The organism is Photobacterium sp. MCCC 1A19761, from assembly GCF_037389125.1.
GTDB lineage: Bacteria > Pseudomonadota > Gammaproteobacteria > Enterobacterales > Vibrionaceae > Photobacterium.
The window spans coordinates 18,666-36,753 of record NZ_JAZGTF010000033.1; the positions used below are offsets into that span (position 1 = coordinate 18,666).

15 protein-coding genes are annotated in these 18,088 nt (G+C 56.3%); 8 read left to right on the top strand and 7 right to left on the bottom strand.

Annotation, left to right across the window (positions count from 1 at the left end; genetic code table 11):
- Nucleotides 1-4: 4 nt before the first annotated feature.
- Nucleotides 5-2,014, bottom strand: coding sequence for a type II secretion system secretin GspD (gene gspD / locus VV869_RS21030; RefSeq protein WP_337736896.1), 2,010 nt, complete (start codon nt 2,012-2,014; stop codon nt 5-7).
- 28 nt (nt 2,015-2,042) lie between these two features.
- Nucleotides 2,043-2,927 carry a type II secretion system protein GspC gene (gene gspC, locus VV869_RS21035; RefSeq protein WP_337736897.1) on the bottom strand — a complete coding sequence of 295 codons (885 nt, stop codon included), beginning with the start codon at nt 2,925-2,927 and terminating at the stop codon, nt 2,043-2,045.
- Nucleotides 2,928-3,214: 287 nt separating this feature from the next.
- Here gspC and hslR point away from each other — a divergent pair, with 287 nt between their 5' ends.
- The 4 genes from hslR (at nt 3,215) to VV869_RS21055 (ending at nt 8,733) form a co-directional block, all read left to right on the top strand.
- Nucleotides 3,215-3,622 carry a ribosome-associated heat shock protein Hsp15 gene (hslR, locus tag VV869_RS21040; protein WP_337736898.1) on the top strand — a complete coding sequence of 136 codons (408 nt, stop codon included), beginning with the start codon at nt 3,215-3,217 and terminating at the stop codon, nt 3,620-3,622.
- 26 nt (nt 3,623-3,648) lie between these two features.
- Nucleotides 3,649-4,524: an Hsp33 family molecular chaperone HslO gene (gene hslO, locus VV869_RS21045; protein WP_337736899.1), complete on the top strand. Its 876-nt coding sequence runs from the start codon at nt 3,649-3,651 to the stop codon at nt 4,522-4,524.
- A gap of 318 nt (nt 4,525-4,842) precedes the next feature.
- A complete protein-coding gene (pckA, locus tag VV869_RS21050; protein ID WP_337736900.1) occupies nt 4,843-6,474 on the top strand; it encodes a phosphoenolpyruvate carboxykinase (ATP) in 1,632 nt (543 codons plus the stop codon).
- Nucleotides 6,475-6,642: 168 nt separating this feature from the next.
- Complete coding sequence (locus VV869_RS21055; RefSeq protein WP_337736901.1) at nt 6,643-8,733, top strand: AsmA family protein; 2,091 nt, start codon at nt 6,643-6,645, stop codon at nt 8,731-8,733.
- On the opposite strand, the gene VV869_RS21060 is transcribed toward VV869_RS21055, so the two are convergent.
- The 3 genes from VV869_RS21060 to VV869_RS21070 form a co-directional block, all read right to left on the bottom strand.
- On the bottom strand, nt 8,688-9,608 hold the full coding sequence (locus tag VV869_RS21060; protein WP_337736902.1) for a bifunctional GNAT family N-acetyltransferase/hotdog fold thioesterase: 921 nt from the start codon (nt 9,606-9,608) through the stop codon (nt 8,688-8,690). The genes VV869_RS21055 and VV869_RS21060 overlap by 46 nt on opposite strands.
- 92 nt (nt 9,609-9,700) lie before the next feature.
- Nucleotides 9,701-10,138, bottom strand: a complete 438-nt coding sequence (dtd, locus tag VV869_RS21065) for a D-aminoacyl-tRNA deacylase (RefSeq protein ID WP_337736903.1) — start codon at nt 10,136-10,138, stop codon at nt 9,701-9,703.
- Nucleotides 10,110-11,090 carry a virulence factor BrkB family protein gene (locus VV869_RS21070; RefSeq protein ID WP_337736904.1) on the bottom strand — a complete coding sequence of 327 codons (981 nt, stop codon included), beginning with the start codon at nt 11,088-11,090 and terminating at the stop codon, nt 10,110-10,112. Before VV869_RS21070 ends, dtd begins: the two co-directional genes overlap by 29 nt.
- A gap of 102 nt (nt 11,091-11,192) precedes the next feature.
- On the opposite strand from VV869_RS21070, the gene VV869_RS21075 reads away from it, so the two are divergent.
- A complete protein-coding gene (locus VV869_RS21075; protein WP_337736905.1) occupies nt 11,193-11,834 on the top strand; it encodes a DUF2959 domain-containing protein in 642 nt (213 codons plus the stop codon).
- Here VV869_RS21075 and VV869_RS21080 read toward each other — a convergent pair.
- Both VV869_RS21080 and typA read right to left on the bottom strand, forming a co-directional pair.
- Entirely contained in the window at nt 11,831-12,361 is a 531-nt protein-coding gene (locus VV869_RS21080; protein ID WP_337736906.1) for an AAA family ATPase, read from the bottom strand. The two genes, VV869_RS21075 and VV869_RS21080, sit on opposite strands and share 4 nt — an antisense overlap.
- A 128-nt stretch (nt 12,362-12,489) precedes the next feature.
- Nucleotides 12,490-14,319, bottom strand: coding sequence for a translational GTPase TypA (gene typA, locus VV869_RS21085; protein ID WP_337736907.1), 1,830 nt, complete (start codon nt 14,317-14,319; stop codon nt 12,490-12,492).
- A gap of 474 nt (nt 14,320-14,793) precedes the next feature.
- Between typA and glnA the strand changes: the two genes are divergently transcribed.
- From glnA to glnL, 3 genes are all read left to right on the top strand, one after another.
- The gene (gene glnA, locus VV869_RS21090; protein ID WP_337736909.1) at nt 14,794-16,203 is read left to right on the top strand and encodes a glutamate--ammonia ligase; all 1,410 of its coding nucleotides are present in this window, start codon (nt 14,794-14,796) and stop codon (nt 16,201-16,203) included.
- Nucleotides 16,204-16,349: 146 nt separating this feature from the next.
- Nucleotides 16,350-16,883 carry a DUF4124 domain-containing protein gene (locus tag VV869_RS21095; protein ID WP_337736911.1) on the top strand — a complete coding sequence of 178 codons (534 nt, stop codon included), beginning with the start codon at nt 16,350-16,352 and terminating at the stop codon, nt 16,881-16,883.
- A 122-nt stretch (nt 16,884-17,005) separates the two neighbouring features.
- On the top strand, nt 17,006-18,055 hold the full coding sequence (glnL, locus tag VV869_RS21100; RefSeq protein ID WP_337736966.1) for a nitrogen regulation protein NR(II): 1,050 nt from the start codon (nt 17,006-17,008) through the stop codon (nt 18,053-18,055).
- Nucleotides 18,056-18,088: the final 33 nt, after the last annotated feature.

The window sequence follows — 18,088 nt, forward strand, 5'->3', positions numbered from 1 at the left end:
TCCATTACTCTGTCTCCAGCTGCGCCACAAAGGCCCGCACTTCCGGCGGCAGCGAAATATCTTCACCGTATTTCGGCAACACCGGCGTCTGGGCATCCGGCATCAGGCGCAGGCCTTTATCCGCACGGAACAGCTGCTCGGCCCGGATGTAGTTATATTTGCGCTGGGTGATGCCATCCGCCGTCACGCCATCGCGAATGATGGTCGGCTTGATGAACACCATCAGGTTGGTCTTGGCCTTGGTGGTATTGGTCGATTTGAACAGGTGGCCCAGGATTGGGATGTCCCCCAGCAGCGGAATTTTCTGCTCGCTTTCGTCAACCTGCTCCTGGATCAATCCGCCCAGGGCGATCATCTGGCCATCCTGAACCAGCACCGAGGTGGTCAGCTGACGCTTGGAGAAGCGCACATCTACCGCACCGTCGGCCCCCAGGACATTCGACACTTCCTGCTCGATCTTCAGCTGCACCGAATCCCCTTCGTTGATCTGCGGCGTCACATTGAGCTTGATCCCCACTTCCTTGCGCTCAACGGTTTGGAACGGGTTGTCGTTGTTCGAGCTGGACGTTGAGCCCGTCACCACCGGCACTTCTTCACCAACAATGAACGAGGCTTCGCCGTTGTCCATCACGGTAATGCTCGGCGAGGACAGAATGTTGGAGTTGCGATCGGAAGCCACGGCATTGACCAGCGCGGTCCAGTCGCCCATCACGATCCCTAGCGCGGCACCGTTGACGCCCCCCAGGACACTGCCCAAGGTACTGAAATCCCCCTGGGTCGGTTCATTCACAGTTCGTGTGCCGTCAGAATTAATCACTGTCGAGCCCGGCACATCTTTGGCTTCTTCCAAGCCAATCGCGAACTGGCTGATCGGCACCCCGGAGTTGCCGAACTGGACCACCCCGCCATCGAGCGAGCCCCACTGCACACCGAAATTGATGCCATCGCCTTCGGACAGCTCAACGATCATCGCCTCAATCAGCACCTGGGCCCGGCGAATGTCCAGCTGGGCAATAATGTTTTCCAGCGCGCGCATAATATCGGGCGGCGCCGTCAGGATCAGGGCGTTGGTATCGACGTGCGCAGAGATCATCACCTCTGACTTGCCGCCCACGGGATTCTTGCTGCCGCCCTGTTTTTCGGCCTGCAGGTTCTCGGAAACCCCCTTCAGCACCTCGACCAAGTCTTCGGCATTGGCGTATTTGAGGTAAATCACCCGGTTATTCCCCGAGGTCGCCATCTCTTTGTCGAGCTGGCGAATCAGGCGTTTCAGGCGATTACGCACCTGCGGGTCTCCGGACAGCAGCACCGCATTGGTCCGTTCATCGGCGACCAGTTTGGGTTGCAGGAACTCCGGCGTCGATTTGGCGTCCGCCGACTTGTTCAGCGCTTCGACAATCCGCACCATTTCTGCCGCCGACGCATTGTTGAGCTCAACGACATCAATTTCTTTATCCCCGGCGCGATCGACCCGCTCGATGATTTCCGCCAGGCGATTCACCACCGCGGCCCGCCCGGTGATCATAATGATGTTGGCCGGATCATAGTGCACCACGTTCCCGGCTCCGGCGTTATCATTGAGCTGACGCAGCAGCGGCGACAGCTCCCGGACCGAGACATTCCGCACCGCAATCACGCGAGTGACGACTTCGTCGCCCTGCACACGATCAGAGCCATCAACCACAGGAATGGCCGAGATTTTCGCATCTTTATCGCGGATCACTTTGAGTACGCCGTTTTCCATCTCAACCACGGCAAACCCATAAACGGACAGCACATTTAAGAAGAACTGGTAGTACTGCTCATCGTTCAGCAAATCATAACTGCGCACATTGACCTGGCCACGCACCGCCGGATCGACAATGATGGTTTTCTGCAAATTACGCCCGACAATATTAATGAATTCCTGAATATCCGTTCCTTTGAAGCTGGCGCTGAATTCATTGGCAAGTGCTGAGCTGCACAGCAAACTTCCGGCCAGCCACAGGGCACTTTTCCCCATCCATTTTTTCACAAAAAACTCCTGCTCGTTGTCGCGTGCGTTAGCGCAACTCAATATAAATATCGTGTAACTGGCCTTCCCGCTCGACCGTTAACATAAATTCAGAGGCCTCGGACAATTCTGTCCACAGCCGGGCCATCACGGCCGGATCCGTTAAATCATTGCCATTGAGGCTCACCGCCAGATCATCGGGCTGTAACCCCACCGCATCAAACAAGGCCCGCTCACTGCCCGGGTTCACCCGGTAGCCAATCAACGCGCCGTCTTTTTTCACCTGCGACAGGCGAATGTAATTAAACAGCGTCTGGGGTTTATCCAGAATTTCCTGCTTGATTTGGCTTAAATTATTGGCCGCCGCAGGCTTCGGCGTCGTGGCCGATGTCGGCTGAGGTTGCGGCTGTGACTTACTGAACTTCACGCCGTCCAGCATCAGGGTTTCATCCCGGCCGCTATTGCGAATAATCACCCGATCCACATACACCGCCTGCAAGGTCGCCCGGGTGCCTTCAATCGCTTCATTCAATCCATAAGTATTCTGGCGACCCCGATTGGCGATCACCGCCAGACTGGTCCCCGGTTTGGTGCTGGCCACCACACCGACCAGCGTCAGGCTCAGCCGGGTTTCCGGCGCATCCTGAGTCACCGGCTTTTTCTCTACCACCGGTGCAGTTTGCTGATAGCGACCAAACAGATTCATGCCTAATACATCGGACACCTGAAAACCCTCCCGGTTCGCTTGCGCGACCGCGACGGGTTTCGCCTGCCAGGTCGCAGGCGCAGCCGTGGGCTGCATCAACGACCACACCAGCCGTCCTAATATCCACGCCAGCATCACGACCAGCAGCCATGTGGCAATTCGGGTCAGTGTCGCCACTGACATCGGCCGCTTAGCCTGAAGCGTTTCCAACCAATTTGCTGCAACCATTGCTCAACCATCTTCCTGTTGCTGTAAGCCGAACGAGTGCCATTTAGGCGCCCGAATCAGATAGCATACCGTTTCATGAAAAATACAGCAGTTTTTTCATCGTAAAAAGACTAAATATATCAAAACAGATCACGTAAAAAACATATCTACTATCAACAGACTAGACATTGCCGACCAATTATTCCTTCCCGAGCGTTGAAATTGCACCGCCCCGGCACCATTAAGTAAGGCTGACGCTGTCATCGCAATATGGTATTTTTAGTCCCCTTTGGGAGAAGGAGCACGTTATGGGCCAGCAATCCCCTGATTCCGACACCGGCCAGATTCGCCTCGATAAATGGCTGTGGGCTGCACGGTTTTACAAAACCCGCTCGATTGCCCGCAATATGATCGACGGCGGCAAGGTGCACTATAACGGCCAACGCTCCAAACCCAGCAAACTGGTGGAAGTCGGCGCCGAAGTGCGTCTGCGACAAGGCAATGATGAAATAACTGTCACCATCATGAAATTGTCCGGCACCCGCCGGGGGGCCCCGGAAGCGCAAACCCTGTACCAGGAAACAGCGCAGAGCATCGAGCAACGCGAAGCCCAGGCCCAAATGCGCAAACTCAATGCCTATCACAGCCCAAGTCCCGACAAGCGTCCTGATAAAAAACAGCGGCGCGATATAATTAAGTTTAAAAGCAGTAACTGATTTTACCTGCTGGAGTAGAAAGTAAAATGACAAACGATAGTCTGTACCGTTACCTGTTTGACGGTGTATCTGTACGTGGTGAGCTTGTTCAGCTAAGCGACACTTATCAGCAAATCATTTCCAGCAAGGAATATCCGGCACCAATTCAGCACCTGTTGGGTGAACTGCTTGTGGCCACCAGCCTGCTGACGGCAACCCTGAAGTTTGAAGGCTCGATCACCGTTCAACTGCAAGGGGACGGCCCGGTGAAGCTCGCTGTGATCAATGGCGACCACAACCAGCAGATGCGTGGCGTGGCACGCTGGGACGGCGACGTTCCTGCCGGGACCATCACCGATCTGATCGGCAAAGGCCACATGGTGATCACCATTACCCCGAACCAGGGTGAGCGCTACCAGGGCGTGGTCGGCCTGGAAGGGGACAACCTGGCGGCCTGCCTGGAAAATTACTTTGCCAGCTCCGAGCAGCTGAAAACCCGTATCTGGCTACGCACCGGCGAAGTCGAAGGTCAGGCCAAAGCCGCTGGCATGCTGCTGCAAATCCTGCCGGACGGCCAGGGTCACGACACCGACTTCGAGCACCTGGAGCAACTGACCGGAACCGTGAAGGACGACGAGCTGTTCACCCTGCCGGCCCAGGACGTGTTGTACCGCCTGTACCACCAGGAAACCGTGAAGCTGTTTGACCCGCAAGATGTTTCCTTCCACTGCGGTTGCTCCCGTGAGCGCAGCGCCTCGGCCATTTGCTCAATTGAACGAAACGAAGTGGAGCGGATTGTGGCCGAAGAAGGTCAGATTGCCCTGCACTGTGACTACTGCGGCACCACCTACGCCTTTGACAGCGTTGATGTGGCGGCACTGTTCAACAAAGCAGCAGCCAACCCATCAAATCAGGTGCATTAATTATTCTTTCGTAATAACCCTGAAAGTGAATTACAGGAGCCGGCATTCTGCCGGCTTTTCTTTTAACTGAAGCACAGTTTCTCCCGCCCCCCTGAAATTCACCTACGACTTAAGTCTCGCTTTTTTCAATAGAAATATTAATCCGAAGCCCTAGCGCAAACGTTTCACAACACTGTAAAATCCCCCCTCAAAGACAATAATAACTTTTACCAGTCCGTAACTTTAAAGTGGTTATTTTTTGATAAACCTCCCTGAATTACCCCTTTAGGGTTGCTAGCATGGTCAACAGTTAAACATCATCTTACCCAAGGAGCACCTATGACCGTCATGAACGTCGAAAAAAAGGTTGCAAAAAATATGGATCTATCTCAATACGGTATCACCAATGTTACCGAAATTGTTCGCAACCCGTCTTACGAACTGCTGTTCGAAGAAGAGACTAAACCGGGGCTGGAAGGCTACGAGAAAGGGATTGTTACTGAACTGGGCGCCGTGGCTGTGGATACCGGTATTTTCACCGGCCGTTCACCCAAAGATAAGTTCATCGTCAAAGATGACACCACCAAAGATACCCTCTGGTGGGCCGATCAAGGCCAAAACGACAACAAGGCCATTGATCAAACCGTCTGGAACGATCTGAAAGCACTGGTCACCGAGCAACTTTCCGGCAAGCGCCTGTTTGTCATTGACGGCTACTGCGGTGCCAACCCGGATACCCGCCTGTGTATCCGCGTGATCACGGAAGTCGCCTGGCAGGCCCACTTCGTGAAAAATATGTTCATCCGTCCGAGTGAAGAAGAGCTGGCCACCTTCGAGCCTGATTTCGTGGTCATGAACGGCGCCAAGTGCACCAACGATAAGTGGCAGGAGCAAGGTCTGAACTCTGAGAACTTCACCGTGTTCAACCTGACCGAGAAAATGCAACTGATCGGCGGTACCTGGTACGGCGGCGAAATGAAGAAAGGCATGTTCGCCATGATGAACTACTTCCTGCCGCTGCAAGATATCGCCTCCATGCACTGCTCGGCCAACCTGGGCAAAGACGGCGACGTCGCAGTCTTCTTCGGCCTGTCCGGCACCGGCAAAACCACCCTGTCGACCGATCCGAAACGTGCCCTGATTGGTGATGACGAGCACGGCTGGGACGATAATGGGGTCTTCAACTTCGAAGGTGGCTGCTACGCCAAGACCATCAACCTGTCGAAAGAAGCCGAGCCGGATATCTACAACGCGATCCGTCGTGATGCCCTGCTGGAAAACGTCACCGTGCGCAGTGACGGTGCCATCGACTTCGACGACAACTCGAAAACCGAGAACACCCGTGTTTCCTACCCGATCTACCACATCGAAAATATCGTCAAGCCGGTCTCCAAGGGCGGCCATGCCAACAAGGTGATCTTCCTGTCGGCCGATGCCTTCGGTGTGCTGCCACCGGTCTCGAAACTGACACCGGAGCAAACCAAGTACCACTTCCTGTCCGGCTTTACCGCCAAACTGGCCGGAACCGAGCGTGGGATCACCGAGCCAACGCCAACCTTCTCGGCGTGTTTCGGCAATGCCTTCCTGACGCTGCACCCAACGAAGTACGCAGAAGTACTGGTCAAACGTATGGAAGCCGCCGGCGCGGAAGCTTACCTGGTCAATACCGGCTGGAACGGCACCGGCAAGCGGATCTCGATTCAGGACACCCGCGGTATCATTGATGCGATCCTGGACGGCTCAATTGAGCAGGCCGAGACCAAGCACATCCCGATCTTCAACCTGGAAGTCCCAACCGCCCTGCCGGGCGTCGATGCGGGCATTCTGGACCCACGCGATACCTACACCGATCCACTCCAGTGGGAAAGCAAGGCGAAAGATCTGGCCGAGCGCTTTATCAACAACTTCGACAAGTACACCGACAATGAAGAAGGTGCCGCACTGGTTGCCGCTGGCCCTCAGCTAGACTAACGGACAAACACCTCGAGCAATGTCGACGCCCCTCATGTGAGGGGCGTTTTTTATGTCTGCCGCAAAAGTCGCTGAAATAAAACAAAAACTAAGCCACGTTCTGGCACCATCCGGCTTGCAGCAACCCGGATTTTCGGCCAATCTGATGCCATGCCATAGGAGAGTGTCATGCGTCTGGTCGGGAAGCTTATCGCCACTGTTATCATCATCTGCCTGCTGGGGATCACCATTCTGCTGGCCCTGCTGCACACCCGACATGCCACGCCGCTGATCAGCTACCTCGTCAATACCCTGACCCCGTATCACGTCCAGGCGACTTCGGTGCGCTACCACATCTTGGATCCCTGGCATCTGCGGATCGACAAACTGACGCTCCAATTCCCCACCGCCGACGCGCAAATCCCCGAGTCAATCACCGTGCCCCGCCTGGAGCTCTGGCTCAACCCGACACGCCTGCTGCAGCCGGGCTGGTCGTTCGACACCCTGCTAATTGACGGACTGACCCTGACCGGCACGCCGCCACTGGACGCCTTCCCGGCAATTGAAGCCAGCCACCTGGCTCTGACCCATTTCAACTGGGAGGCCGGCCCCCTGACCCTGACGGACAGCCACCTCCAGCTCAACCGCTGGCAAAGCGATCCGACAGCCCCCTATGCCTATCAGGGGAACATCCGGCTGGCCGCAGCGTCGGTTCGCTGGCAGCAACAGGAATTCGGCAACGTCCTGATCGACGGGCAACGCGACAGTCATCAATGGACCTTCCACGGTTTTTCATTTCACTGGCACGGGGCAACGCTGAGCGGCCAGGCCGAGTATCAGGCCCCGCCCGACGCCCGCCCGCAGTGGCGCATCCACCAGCTGAGCCTGGCCGATCTGACCTTCCAGGATCAGGTACTGGCCCGCGGTCTGGAATCGCAATGGCAGCGCTACCTGAGTACCACGCGCCCCCAAATCGAGCTTCAGCGCCTGGATATTCTCAACAGCAGTCTCGAGCTGCCGGGACTGACCCTGAACAACGCCAACCTGTCCCTGCGGGACTGGCGCCTTGATGACGGGTACACTCCCGAAGAAGTCCTCTGGCAACAACAGGAAGCCACCCTGTCCTTCGGTGCTGACAGCCTGCAATGGCGGGAGATATTGCTGGACGAGCCCCTGGCCGAGCTCCACTTCCGCCCGCAGCAAATCCAGCTGAGCGCCTTGTCGACCCGACTACTGGGCGGCTACCTCACCACTGACGGGACGATCACTCCGGACTCCCTGGCCCTCAACCAGTTTACCGCCCGCAATATTCAGTGGGATCTGCCAACGGCCTGGGCAAGCAAGCTGCGCCAACTTGCCGCGACGTTTACCGATATCAGCGTGCAGGAGCTTAATATCGGCTATTCCGCGTTTACCGCAGCCGACCCCACCTGGCCGTTTCATCTCAACGGACTCAATGCCAGCGGGCATGATTTGCATCTCAAACGCCGCGGGTCTTCCGGTTTGTGGCAGGGGAGCCTGACGGCCAGCGCCAGCAGTGCCGGGCTCAACGGCGTGCCCGTGGCAGAGTCAATGATCGATATGACGGGCCGGGCCGGTCAATGGCAACTGGACCGACTGGCCCTGTCGTTTGAGCATGGCCTGCTAGAGGCGCAGGGAAATGTCGCACTGCACCGGGAAGGCATGCCGTGGCAACTGATCCTGAACGGTGACAGCCTGCCGCTCGCCGTCCTGCCCCGCTGGCTGCAACTGCCGATTGCGTTCGACGGCCAGCTCGATGTTACCCTTGACGCGCAGGGACTGGGCCAGCACCCAACCGGTCTGGCCTACAGCCTGGAAGGCGAACTCACGGCCAACCTGCGCCAGCTCCGGCTCAGCCGACAAACCCCGGCCCAGCTCTGGCACCAGTGGCAACAGCCTTCACCGACGCTGACGGCAGCCCCGCGCCCTGATCCTGACCCCGGCCCTGACACCACCTTGCGCAGCCTGCAACCAGGCACGGCGCAGCAATCCGGGGAGCCACTGTCCACAGTGTCGACCGGCGTATTGCAGGCCACACCGATCCGGCTCCGGGCCGATCGCGGCCGGATCCGAATAAACCCGTTTCAAATCAAAGGAGAGAGCTGGTCAGCCACCCTACGTGGCCAGTGGGATCTGGCCCGGCCCGACGCCCAACAACTGGAGCTCAAGGCCGAGCAAGGCTGCGAGCGCCTGGAGCGGCGCTGGCAGGGGGATCAGCAATCGGTGTCGCTGTCTTCCTGTGCGGGCAACAACATATAAGTCCCGGTGAAGGTGGCAGCCTGCTGCTCGCCGCTGTAGATTTCCACATCCACCACCACCCGACCTTTACGGCCTCCGGCCAGGCGGTCGAGATCGCCGCGCAGGCTTTCAACCGCAGCCACCGCCCGGGGCCGTGTTTTCACCGGCGCGCTGTAGCGGATCTTGCTGTCAGCCAGCACAATGTCTGCCTGCAAGTTGCGTTCTTTCAGCAGCATCCAGACAAAACCCCACCCGGCCAGCGTCGCCATGGTAAAAATACTGCCGGCAAACATACTCTGGCTGGGATTCAGGTTGGCATTGAGGCTTGCGCTGACTTCAAACCGGTAACCGGTATATTGCGTGATGGCGATCCCCATCTTGTCACTGATCGGGATCTGGTACTGCCACAGCTCTTGCAGGGCCTGGCACCAATCGGGATTGCGTACGATTTCGTTGAGCGGCTTGAGGTGCTTGATCATCTGCTGATGGCGGACCGGTCCGCGCTCTTCGCTCAATTCGCCCTGATTGACAAACCCGTTGCGGGCGTAGAAGGAAATCGCATCTTCGCGGGCATTACACACCAGTCGCTTGGCACCTTCCTGGCGGGCCAACGATTCCAACGCCATCAGCACCAGCGCCCCCATGCCTTTATGGCGATAATCCGGATGCACCGCCATAAACCGGACCTGGCCTTCATTATCTGGGGTCATATACAGGCGGCCAATCGCAATCGGCTCGCCGTGATCATCGACAATCATCCGGTGATGACTGAGCTCGTCATAAGCGTCCCGCTCCGAGCCGACCGGCATATGCCAGGGCTCGCGCAGCATCCGCCAGCGAAAATCGTAATACTGTGTTAACTCCCCGTCCGTCGCCGGGGTGATCAATCGAAACATGCTATCCCTCTCCAACAATTCCCTGTCGGCGCTCATCCCGGAGCTGCCGAGTCTGGTCTGCGCAAGGCACACCACCGATCCATCCGGACCGGCTACACCTGTAACCAGAAGGTCACCGGCCCGTCATTGAGCAGCGCGACTTTCATGTCCGCCGCAAAAATACCGGTTTGGGTGTTGATGTCCTTTGCCTTGCAGCACGATACAAAATAGTCATACAAACACTCAGCATCCGCCGGTGCCGCACCGGCAGAAAAGCTCGGCCGCATCCCGCTCTTGGTATCCGCCGCCAGGGTAAACTGCGATACCACCAGCACGCTGCCGCCCGCTTGTTGCACATTGAGGTTCATTTTCCCGGCGTCATCTTCAAACACCCGGTACCCTAAAACTTTATCCCGTAAACGTTGCGCTTTGGCTTCATCGTCGCCTTTTTCCACCCCCAGCAAAACCAACAACCCTTTGCCGATTGTACCTGTGGTCTTGCCCTCAACGGTGACACTGGCTTCACTTACCCGTTGGATCAGCGCAATCATGCTGTTGCTCCTTTACATCGTCACGACTGTCATTACCGGATGCCTGCGCATCCGCCTGTGGCTGGGCCGCCGCTTCTTTGGCTTTTTGCCGCGCTACCGGATGCCAGTGTACACCTTCTCCCAGGCTGGCGGTAATCTCCGCCCCGAACAAGACAATGCACCAAACCAGATAGACCCAGACAAACAGGATGGGCACCACCGCGAGGGCGCCGTAAATCAACTGATAAGACGGGAAGTTGGTAATATAAAGGGCGAAACCTTTTTTGCTCAGTTCAAACAGGATGCTCGCCATCAGGGCACCGACCAGGGCATGGCGGAAACGCACCTTGGTATTGGGCACCAGCAAGTAGAGGCCAAGAAAGGCACTGGTCGACATGATCACCGGCAGACCGCGCAAAAACTGCTGCAGGGCGCCATTGACCGCATCACTGCCGAGCAGATTGAGTGAACCGAGATACGAGCTGACCGCGATACTGGTTCCGAGCAAAATCGGTCCGAGCGTCAGTACCATCCAGTAAATCGAAAACGAAATCACCAGCCGGCGTTTCTCATGTACCCGCCAGATATAATTGAGGGTGGTATCGACGGCAGAAATCAGCATCAGGGCAACCACAAACAACGCCCCGATCCCCACTGCGGTCATTTTGCCGGCATTGGCGACAAACTCATTGAGGTACTGCTTCACCACCTCGCCTGCCGCCGGAACAAAATTCTCAATCACGAAATTTTGCAGGATCTCCCCCAAGCCGGCAAAGACCGGAAAGGTCGACAGCGCCGACAGCACCACGGTCACCAGCGGGACCAGCGACAGCAAGGTCACATAAGCCATCGAGCCCGCCGCAACCGTCAGCCGGTCATGCCCGATCCGCCGCAACAGGTATTTAAAATAAGCCAGCACCACCGGGAATTGCTGCGGCCAATTCCCCTTGCCAGTTAGATGTTTGTCAGCCATAGTCTGTGAATTCTATTTATCTGTTTTTATAGTCAAAATAGTTGGTCAGCCCGCAGATGACAACTACGACTGCCGTCTGCCCAACCGTGCAGGAGCCCATTTATGCCCTATTTGCTCGTCGCCTTGCTCAGCTTATCCATCCTGCCGGGCTGCCAGAGTGCCTATTACTCGGCCATGGAACAGGTCGGGGTCCATAAGCGTGAGATCATGGTCGACCGCGTCTCCGAGGCCACCGAAGCCCAGCAAGATGCCCAGACCCAGTTTACCAGTGCGCTGGATGCCCTGAAGGCGATCCATCAGTTCGACGGCGGGGATCTGGAGGATGCTTACGACACCATCAACGATCAGTACGAAGCCAGCAGTGACGCCGCCGACAAGGTGCGCAGCCGGATCGCAGCCATTGAAGATGTTGCCGATGCCCTGTTTGACGAGTGGGAAAATGAACTCTCTCTCTACACCAGCACCAACCTGCGACGCGACAGTGAGCAAAAACTCAAGCAAACCCGTACATCCTACCAGCGGATGCTGAGTGCCATGCACCGCGCCGAGCAAAAGATGACGCCGGTGCTCAATACCCTGCGTGACAACACCCTGTATCTGAAACACAACCTCAATGCAGCCGCCATCGGCTCTCTGCAGGGCGAGTTCCAATCGCTCCAGCGCGATATCCAGCGTGCGATTCAGGACATGGAAACGGCGATTGCCGAGTCTGAGCGCTTTATTGCCCAGCTCAAGCGCAGCTAAACCAACCGGATCCGGGCCAGCACCCAGCCGGCCCGCTCATTCACACAGCCCCAGGGCACCTCAACCACCTGATAGCCCAGCGCCTGATATGTCTCGACCAGTTGCCAGTGAATTTGCTCGGCTTCCGTAAAGCTGTGCGGCCGCTCCTCATCCTGAACGTAAATCTCACGCTGCGGCGCACAGCAAAACACCCTCGGGTGATAGCCCCGTGCTGCCTGGTGGTAATCTGCCGGGATCGGCGCGCCGCCAATCGCCAGATAGGCACAAATATCCCCAATCGCCCGATCAACAAACGCCGGCATGGTGCCTTCTGCCGCCAACCGGCGGTGCTCGCTCATGGCCGACAGGCACAGCGCCGCAAAGGCCGGCAAATCGGTCCAGGGTAAAATCCCCTGCGCCAACTGTTGCTGTTCACGGATCAGCTGACGGGAAACTTCCGGAAAAACCAGATAGCCTTTGCGCGCAATGGCCTCCAGCAACGCTGTTTTTCCGGCACCGGGTCCCCCGGTGATAATAATCGGTTGCATAACGTTCACGCTCTGTTGATTGAACCGCGCCGATCAGGGCCCAGATACAACTATCCCCTCATGGTAGCACCAATGAGGGGATAGTTTCATAACGTTCTGTAAAGGGTTACCCTTTCAGTGCGCTGATTTTATTTAGCACCACGGCTCGCACGCTTACGATCCGTTTCCGTCAGCAGTTTCTTACGGATACGGATGCTTTCCGGCGTTACTTCTACCAGTTCATCGTCATCGATGAATTCCAGCGCTTGCTCAAGGGTGTACTTGATTGGCGTGGTCAGTACCTGCGCATCATCAGTACCGGATGCACGTACGTTCGTCAGCTGTTTACCTTTCAGGGCGTTCACAGTCAGGTCGTTGTCACGGCTGTGGATACCGATCACCATCCCTTCGTAAACTTCAACACCGTGACCGATGAACAGACGACCGCGCTCCTGCAGGTTGAACAGGGCGTTCGTCAGTGCTTTACCTGCTGCGTTTGCAATCAGAACACCGTTGTTACGTTGACCGATGTTACCGCCTTTGTGTGGGCCGTAGTGATCAAACGTGTGGTACATCAGACCAGAACCTGAAGTCAGGGTCATGAACTCAGTTTGGAAACCGATCAGACCACGTGATGGCATGACGAAGTCCATGCGCACACGGCCTTTACCGTCTGGAGACATGTCTTTCAGCTCACCTTTACGCAGGCCGATTTTCTCCATGATGCCGCCCTGGTGCTCTTCTTGCACGTCGATGGTCACCGTCTCAAACGGTTCCATCAGCTGGCCGTTTTCTTCTTTGATGATGACTTCAGGACGTGATACCGCCAGCTCGAAGCCTTCACGACGCATATTTTCGATCAGGATCGACAGGTGTAGCTCACCACGACCAGAAACGCGGAATTTGTCCGGGTCATCCGTTTCTTCAACGCGCAGAGCAACGTTGTGAACCAGCTCTTTTTGCAGACGCTCAAGAATGTTCCGTGACGTCACGTACTTGCCTTCTTTACCGGCAAACGGCGAGGTGTTGACCTGGAAGGTCATGGTCACAGTCGGCTCGTCAACTGACAGTGCCGGCAGCGCTTCAACCGTGTTCACGTCACAAATGGTGTCAGAAATTTTCAGCTCGCCCAGACCGGTGATCGCGATGATATCGCCGGCAGCGGCCTGATCAACGTCATGACGCTCAAGGCCCATGTAACCCAGAACCGTCCCCACTTTACCGTTGCGGGTTTTGCCGTCAGCGCCAACCACCGTGACCTGCTGGTTTGGTTTCACTGAACCACGGGTCACACGGCCCACACCGATTACGCCCACATAAGAGCTGTAGTCCAGCTGAGAGATTTGCATTTGCAGCGCACCCTCAACATCGACGTTTGGCGCAGCAACGTTGTCGACGATCGCCTGGAACAGCGGTTCCATGTTCTCGCCCGTTTCGCCTTCTTCCAGCGTCGCCCAGCCGTTCAGCGCAGAAGCGTAAACCACTTGGAAGTCCAGCTGCTCGTCGGTCGCACCCAGGTTGTCGAACAGGTCAAACACCTGATCCATCACCCAGTCAGGACGGGCGCCCGGACGGTCAATCTTGTTAATGACCACGATTGGCTTCAGGCCGTGAGCAAATGCTTTCTGCGTTACGAAACGCGTCTGTGGCATCGGGCCGTCAACGGCATCAACGATCAGCAGTACTGAGTCAACCATCGACATGATCCGCTCAACCTCACCACCGAAGTCGGCGTGTCCCGGAGTATCAACGATGTTGATGCGGTAGTCGTTCCAGTTAATTGCTGTGTTCTTAGCCAGAATGGTAATACCACGCTCTTTTTCGATGTCGTTGGAATCCATTACGCGTTCTTCAACTTCGCCGCGAGACTCTAACGTGCCAGACTGCTGAAGCAGTTTGTCAACCAGGGTCGTTTTACCGTGGTCAACGTGCGCAATGATTGCGATATTTCTTAAGTTATCGATCTGTGGATTTGACATGTGTTTTACATTCACTCAGAACATGCAGCGACCGGAAGGTTGCCACGTGGTTAAAAAAACGGCTCATAATCTAACAGATTTTACGTCAAAACCCACCTATTATGTGATTTATATCACCGGCATTTTGATTCGGCCGGACCATCGACGTCACTCCCTCCGGCTGACCAACTGATTTCCCGGACAAACCACCGTCATCCCGATGTCATCCGATTGACAAGCCTGCGCCGTAGGCTAATAGTAGAAGCGCGCACCATACAGGTGCCAGACATCCATAATTGCACCATACTGGTGCGCAATATCACCATATTGGTGCAATAAATGGATTTTCGAGACCCGGAATGACGCTAAATGGGCGATTTTGGGGCTTTAAAAAGTTGGCACGGTTCTCGCTATACTAGTTTCAAGTGAACACACTCAGGTTCACCATCTATTATTGCGGCCAGTTGCCCAATCTAACACCGGAGGTTACTTAAGATGTCAGTTGAAAACGTACTCGCGCTGATCCAGGAAAACGAAGTTAAGTTTGTTGACCTACGCTTTACCGATACCAAAGGTAAAGAGCAACACATCTCTATTCCTGCCCACCAAATTGATGCTGACTTCTTCGAAGAAGGCAAGATGTTCGATGGCTCTTCGGTTGCTGGCTGGAAAGGCATTAACGAATCCGACATGGTGATGATGCCGGATGCCTCTAGCGCGGTATTAGACCCATTCACAGAAGATGCGACCCTGAACATCCGCTGTGACATCCTTGAGCCTGCAACCATGCAAGGCTACGATCGCGACCCTCGTTCGATTGCCAAGCGTGCAGAAGACTACATGCGCTCAACCGGCATTGCAGACACGGTACTGGTTGGCCCGGAGCCAGAATTCTTCCTGTTCGATGACGTGAAATTCTCAACCGATATGTCTGGTTCTTTCTTCAAAATTGACGACATCGAAGCGGCATGGAACACAGGTTCTGATATCGAAGGTGGTAACAAAGGTCACCGTCCTGGTGTGAAAGGCGGTTACTTCCCAGTTGCACCGGTTGACTCTTCTCAGGACATCCGTTCAGCCATGTGTCTGATCATGGAAGAAATGGGCCTGGTGGTTGAAGCACACCACCACGAAGTCGCGACTGCGGGTCAGAACGAGATCGCTACGCGCTTCAACACCCTGACCACCAAAGCGGACGAAATCCAGATCTACAAATACGTTGTTCACAACGTCGCACACGCCTTCGGCAAAACGGCAACCTTCATGCCGAAGCCACTGGTTGGTGACAACGGTTCTGGCATGCACGTGCACCAGTCTCTGGCTAAAGACGGCCAGAACCTGTTTGCGGGCGACAAATACGGCGGTCTGTCTGAAATGGCGCTGTACTACATCGGTGGTATCATCAAGCACGCACGTGCACTGAACGCACTGACGAACCCATCAACCAACTCGTACAAGCGTCTGGTTCCTCATTACGAAGCACCAGTGATGCTGGCTTACTCAGCGCGTAACCGTTCAGCTTCTATCCGTATCCCTGTGGTCCCAAGCCCGAAAGCGCGTCGTATCGAAGTTCGCTTCCCGGATCCAGCAGCTAACCCATACCTGGCGTTTGCAGCCATGCTGATGGCGGGTCTGGACGGGATCAAGAACAAGATCCACCCAGGGGAAGCAATGGATAAAGACCTGTACGACCTGCCAGCTGAAGAAGCGGCAGAGATTCCAAAAGTGGCAGAATCCCTTGAAGTCGCACTGAAAGCACTGGACGAAGACCGTGAGTTCCTGACTTCAGGCGGCGTGTTCTCTGATGACTTCATCGATTCTTACATCGCTCTGAAATCTCAGGACGTTCAGAAGATCAACGTGGCCACGCACCCACTGGAATTCGAAATGTACTACTCTGTGTAAGCAATACGCAGTGTAACCACAGCATGACTTTTAGGCCGGCTTCACAAGCCGGCCTTTTTATACTTGCCCGGTTCGGCCAAATCCCCCACCCTGCCCATGAGACGCCACATCCCAACCCGGAAACCATCACTCAGGGAGCCTGCTGTATGAAAGCCATCACGGCCGCGATGCTGCTCTGTCTGCCTGCCAGTCTGGCCGCCATGCCCGTCTATACCTGGCAAGATGCAAAGGGAGTCACCCATTTCTCCGATCTGCCCCAACCAGGTGCAACGACCTTCACCCTCGACCCACCGGCAATCCTGACCCTGAGCCAACCGGCCCCGGCACTGCCCCCCGAACAACCCGAGCCAACCGCATTACCGCCGCTGGCCCTGACGCTGAATTCGCCAGCCGATCAGCAAACCCTGCGCGACAACCGCGGCATCATCGCGATCACGCTGTCAGCTAACCGACCGCTCGCCCCCGGTGAGCAAGTTCAGGTGCTGCTTGATGGTGCGCCCTATACTGCGCCCCAAGCCACGTTGAACTGGCAACTGCACAATATCGATCGCGGCAGTCACCGCCTCCGGGCACAAGTGCTCAAAGACGGCAAGGTTATTGCATCATCTCAAGACATCACTGTCTTTTTGCATCGTGCATCTGTGCGCCAGCAAACCACACCCCGGCCTGAGCCCAAATAAACTCGCCGCCGCACAATTTTCCGTGCACGATTGCAGACAGGCAGGTTACACTTAATTGCACCAACATGGTGCAATGTCAGTTCATTGCACGCAACAGAACTGGATTGACAAGGATGAATACAGTGACTGCCTCATTTACACCGCTGATCCTGGATAACATGGTCACGGCGATACTCCTGCTCGATGAAGGGCTGACGATCCGCTATGTCAACCCGGCGGCCGAGCAGCTGCTGTCGTACAGTAAGCGCCGGCTCCATCATGCCCACTTCCCGGCGTTGCTCCAGCACTCCTCGCTGGACCTCGGGCTGATCCAGGCAACACTGCAAAGCGGGCAGGGCCTGGCAGACAGTGACGTCACCTTTGTGATCGACGGTCGCCATTACACACTGGAGGTCAACGCCAGCCCGCTGTCGTGGCAAAAAGAGCTGCTGATCCTGCTCGAGCTCAAACCCATCGATCAGCAGCGCCGGATCAGCCAGGAGCTGAGCCAGCATGCCCAGCAACAAGCCGCCCGGGAGCTGGTACGCGGGCTAGCCCATGAAATCAAGAATCCGCTCGGCGGCCTGCGCGGCGCGGCGCAACTGCTGGAAAAAACCCTGCCCGATCCCAGCTACACCGAATACACCCAGATGATCATCGCGCAGGCCGACCGGCTGCGCAATCTGGTCGACCGCCTGCTGGGCCCCCAGCGCCCCGGGGCCCGGAAAGTTGACAATATTCACGTGGTGCTGGAAAAAGTCCGCCAGTTGGTGGCCCTCGATTGCACCAGCCAGATCCACTTTCACCGTGACTATGACCCCAGCCTGCCCGACTTCACCATGGATCCGGAGCAGCTGGAACAGGCGATTCTCAATATCGTCAGCAATGCCGCCCAGGCATTGCAGCAACACGGCGGCGGCAATATCACCCTGAAAACCCGCACCGATCACCAGACGCTGATCCAGGGTACCCGCCACCGGGTGGCGGCCAAAATCGACATCATCGATGACGGCCCGGGGATCCCGGGCGATATCCAGGACACCCTGTTCTACCCCATGGTTACCGGGCGAGAAGGGGGCACCGGACTGGGGCTGTCGATTGCCCAGAACCTGGTCGATCAACATCACGGCAAAATCGAGGTGGTCAGCTGGCCGGGCCATACCGAGTTTTCAATTTACCTGCCGATCAAATAACCCGGCCGCAACAAGACGCAGTGCTTAACGACA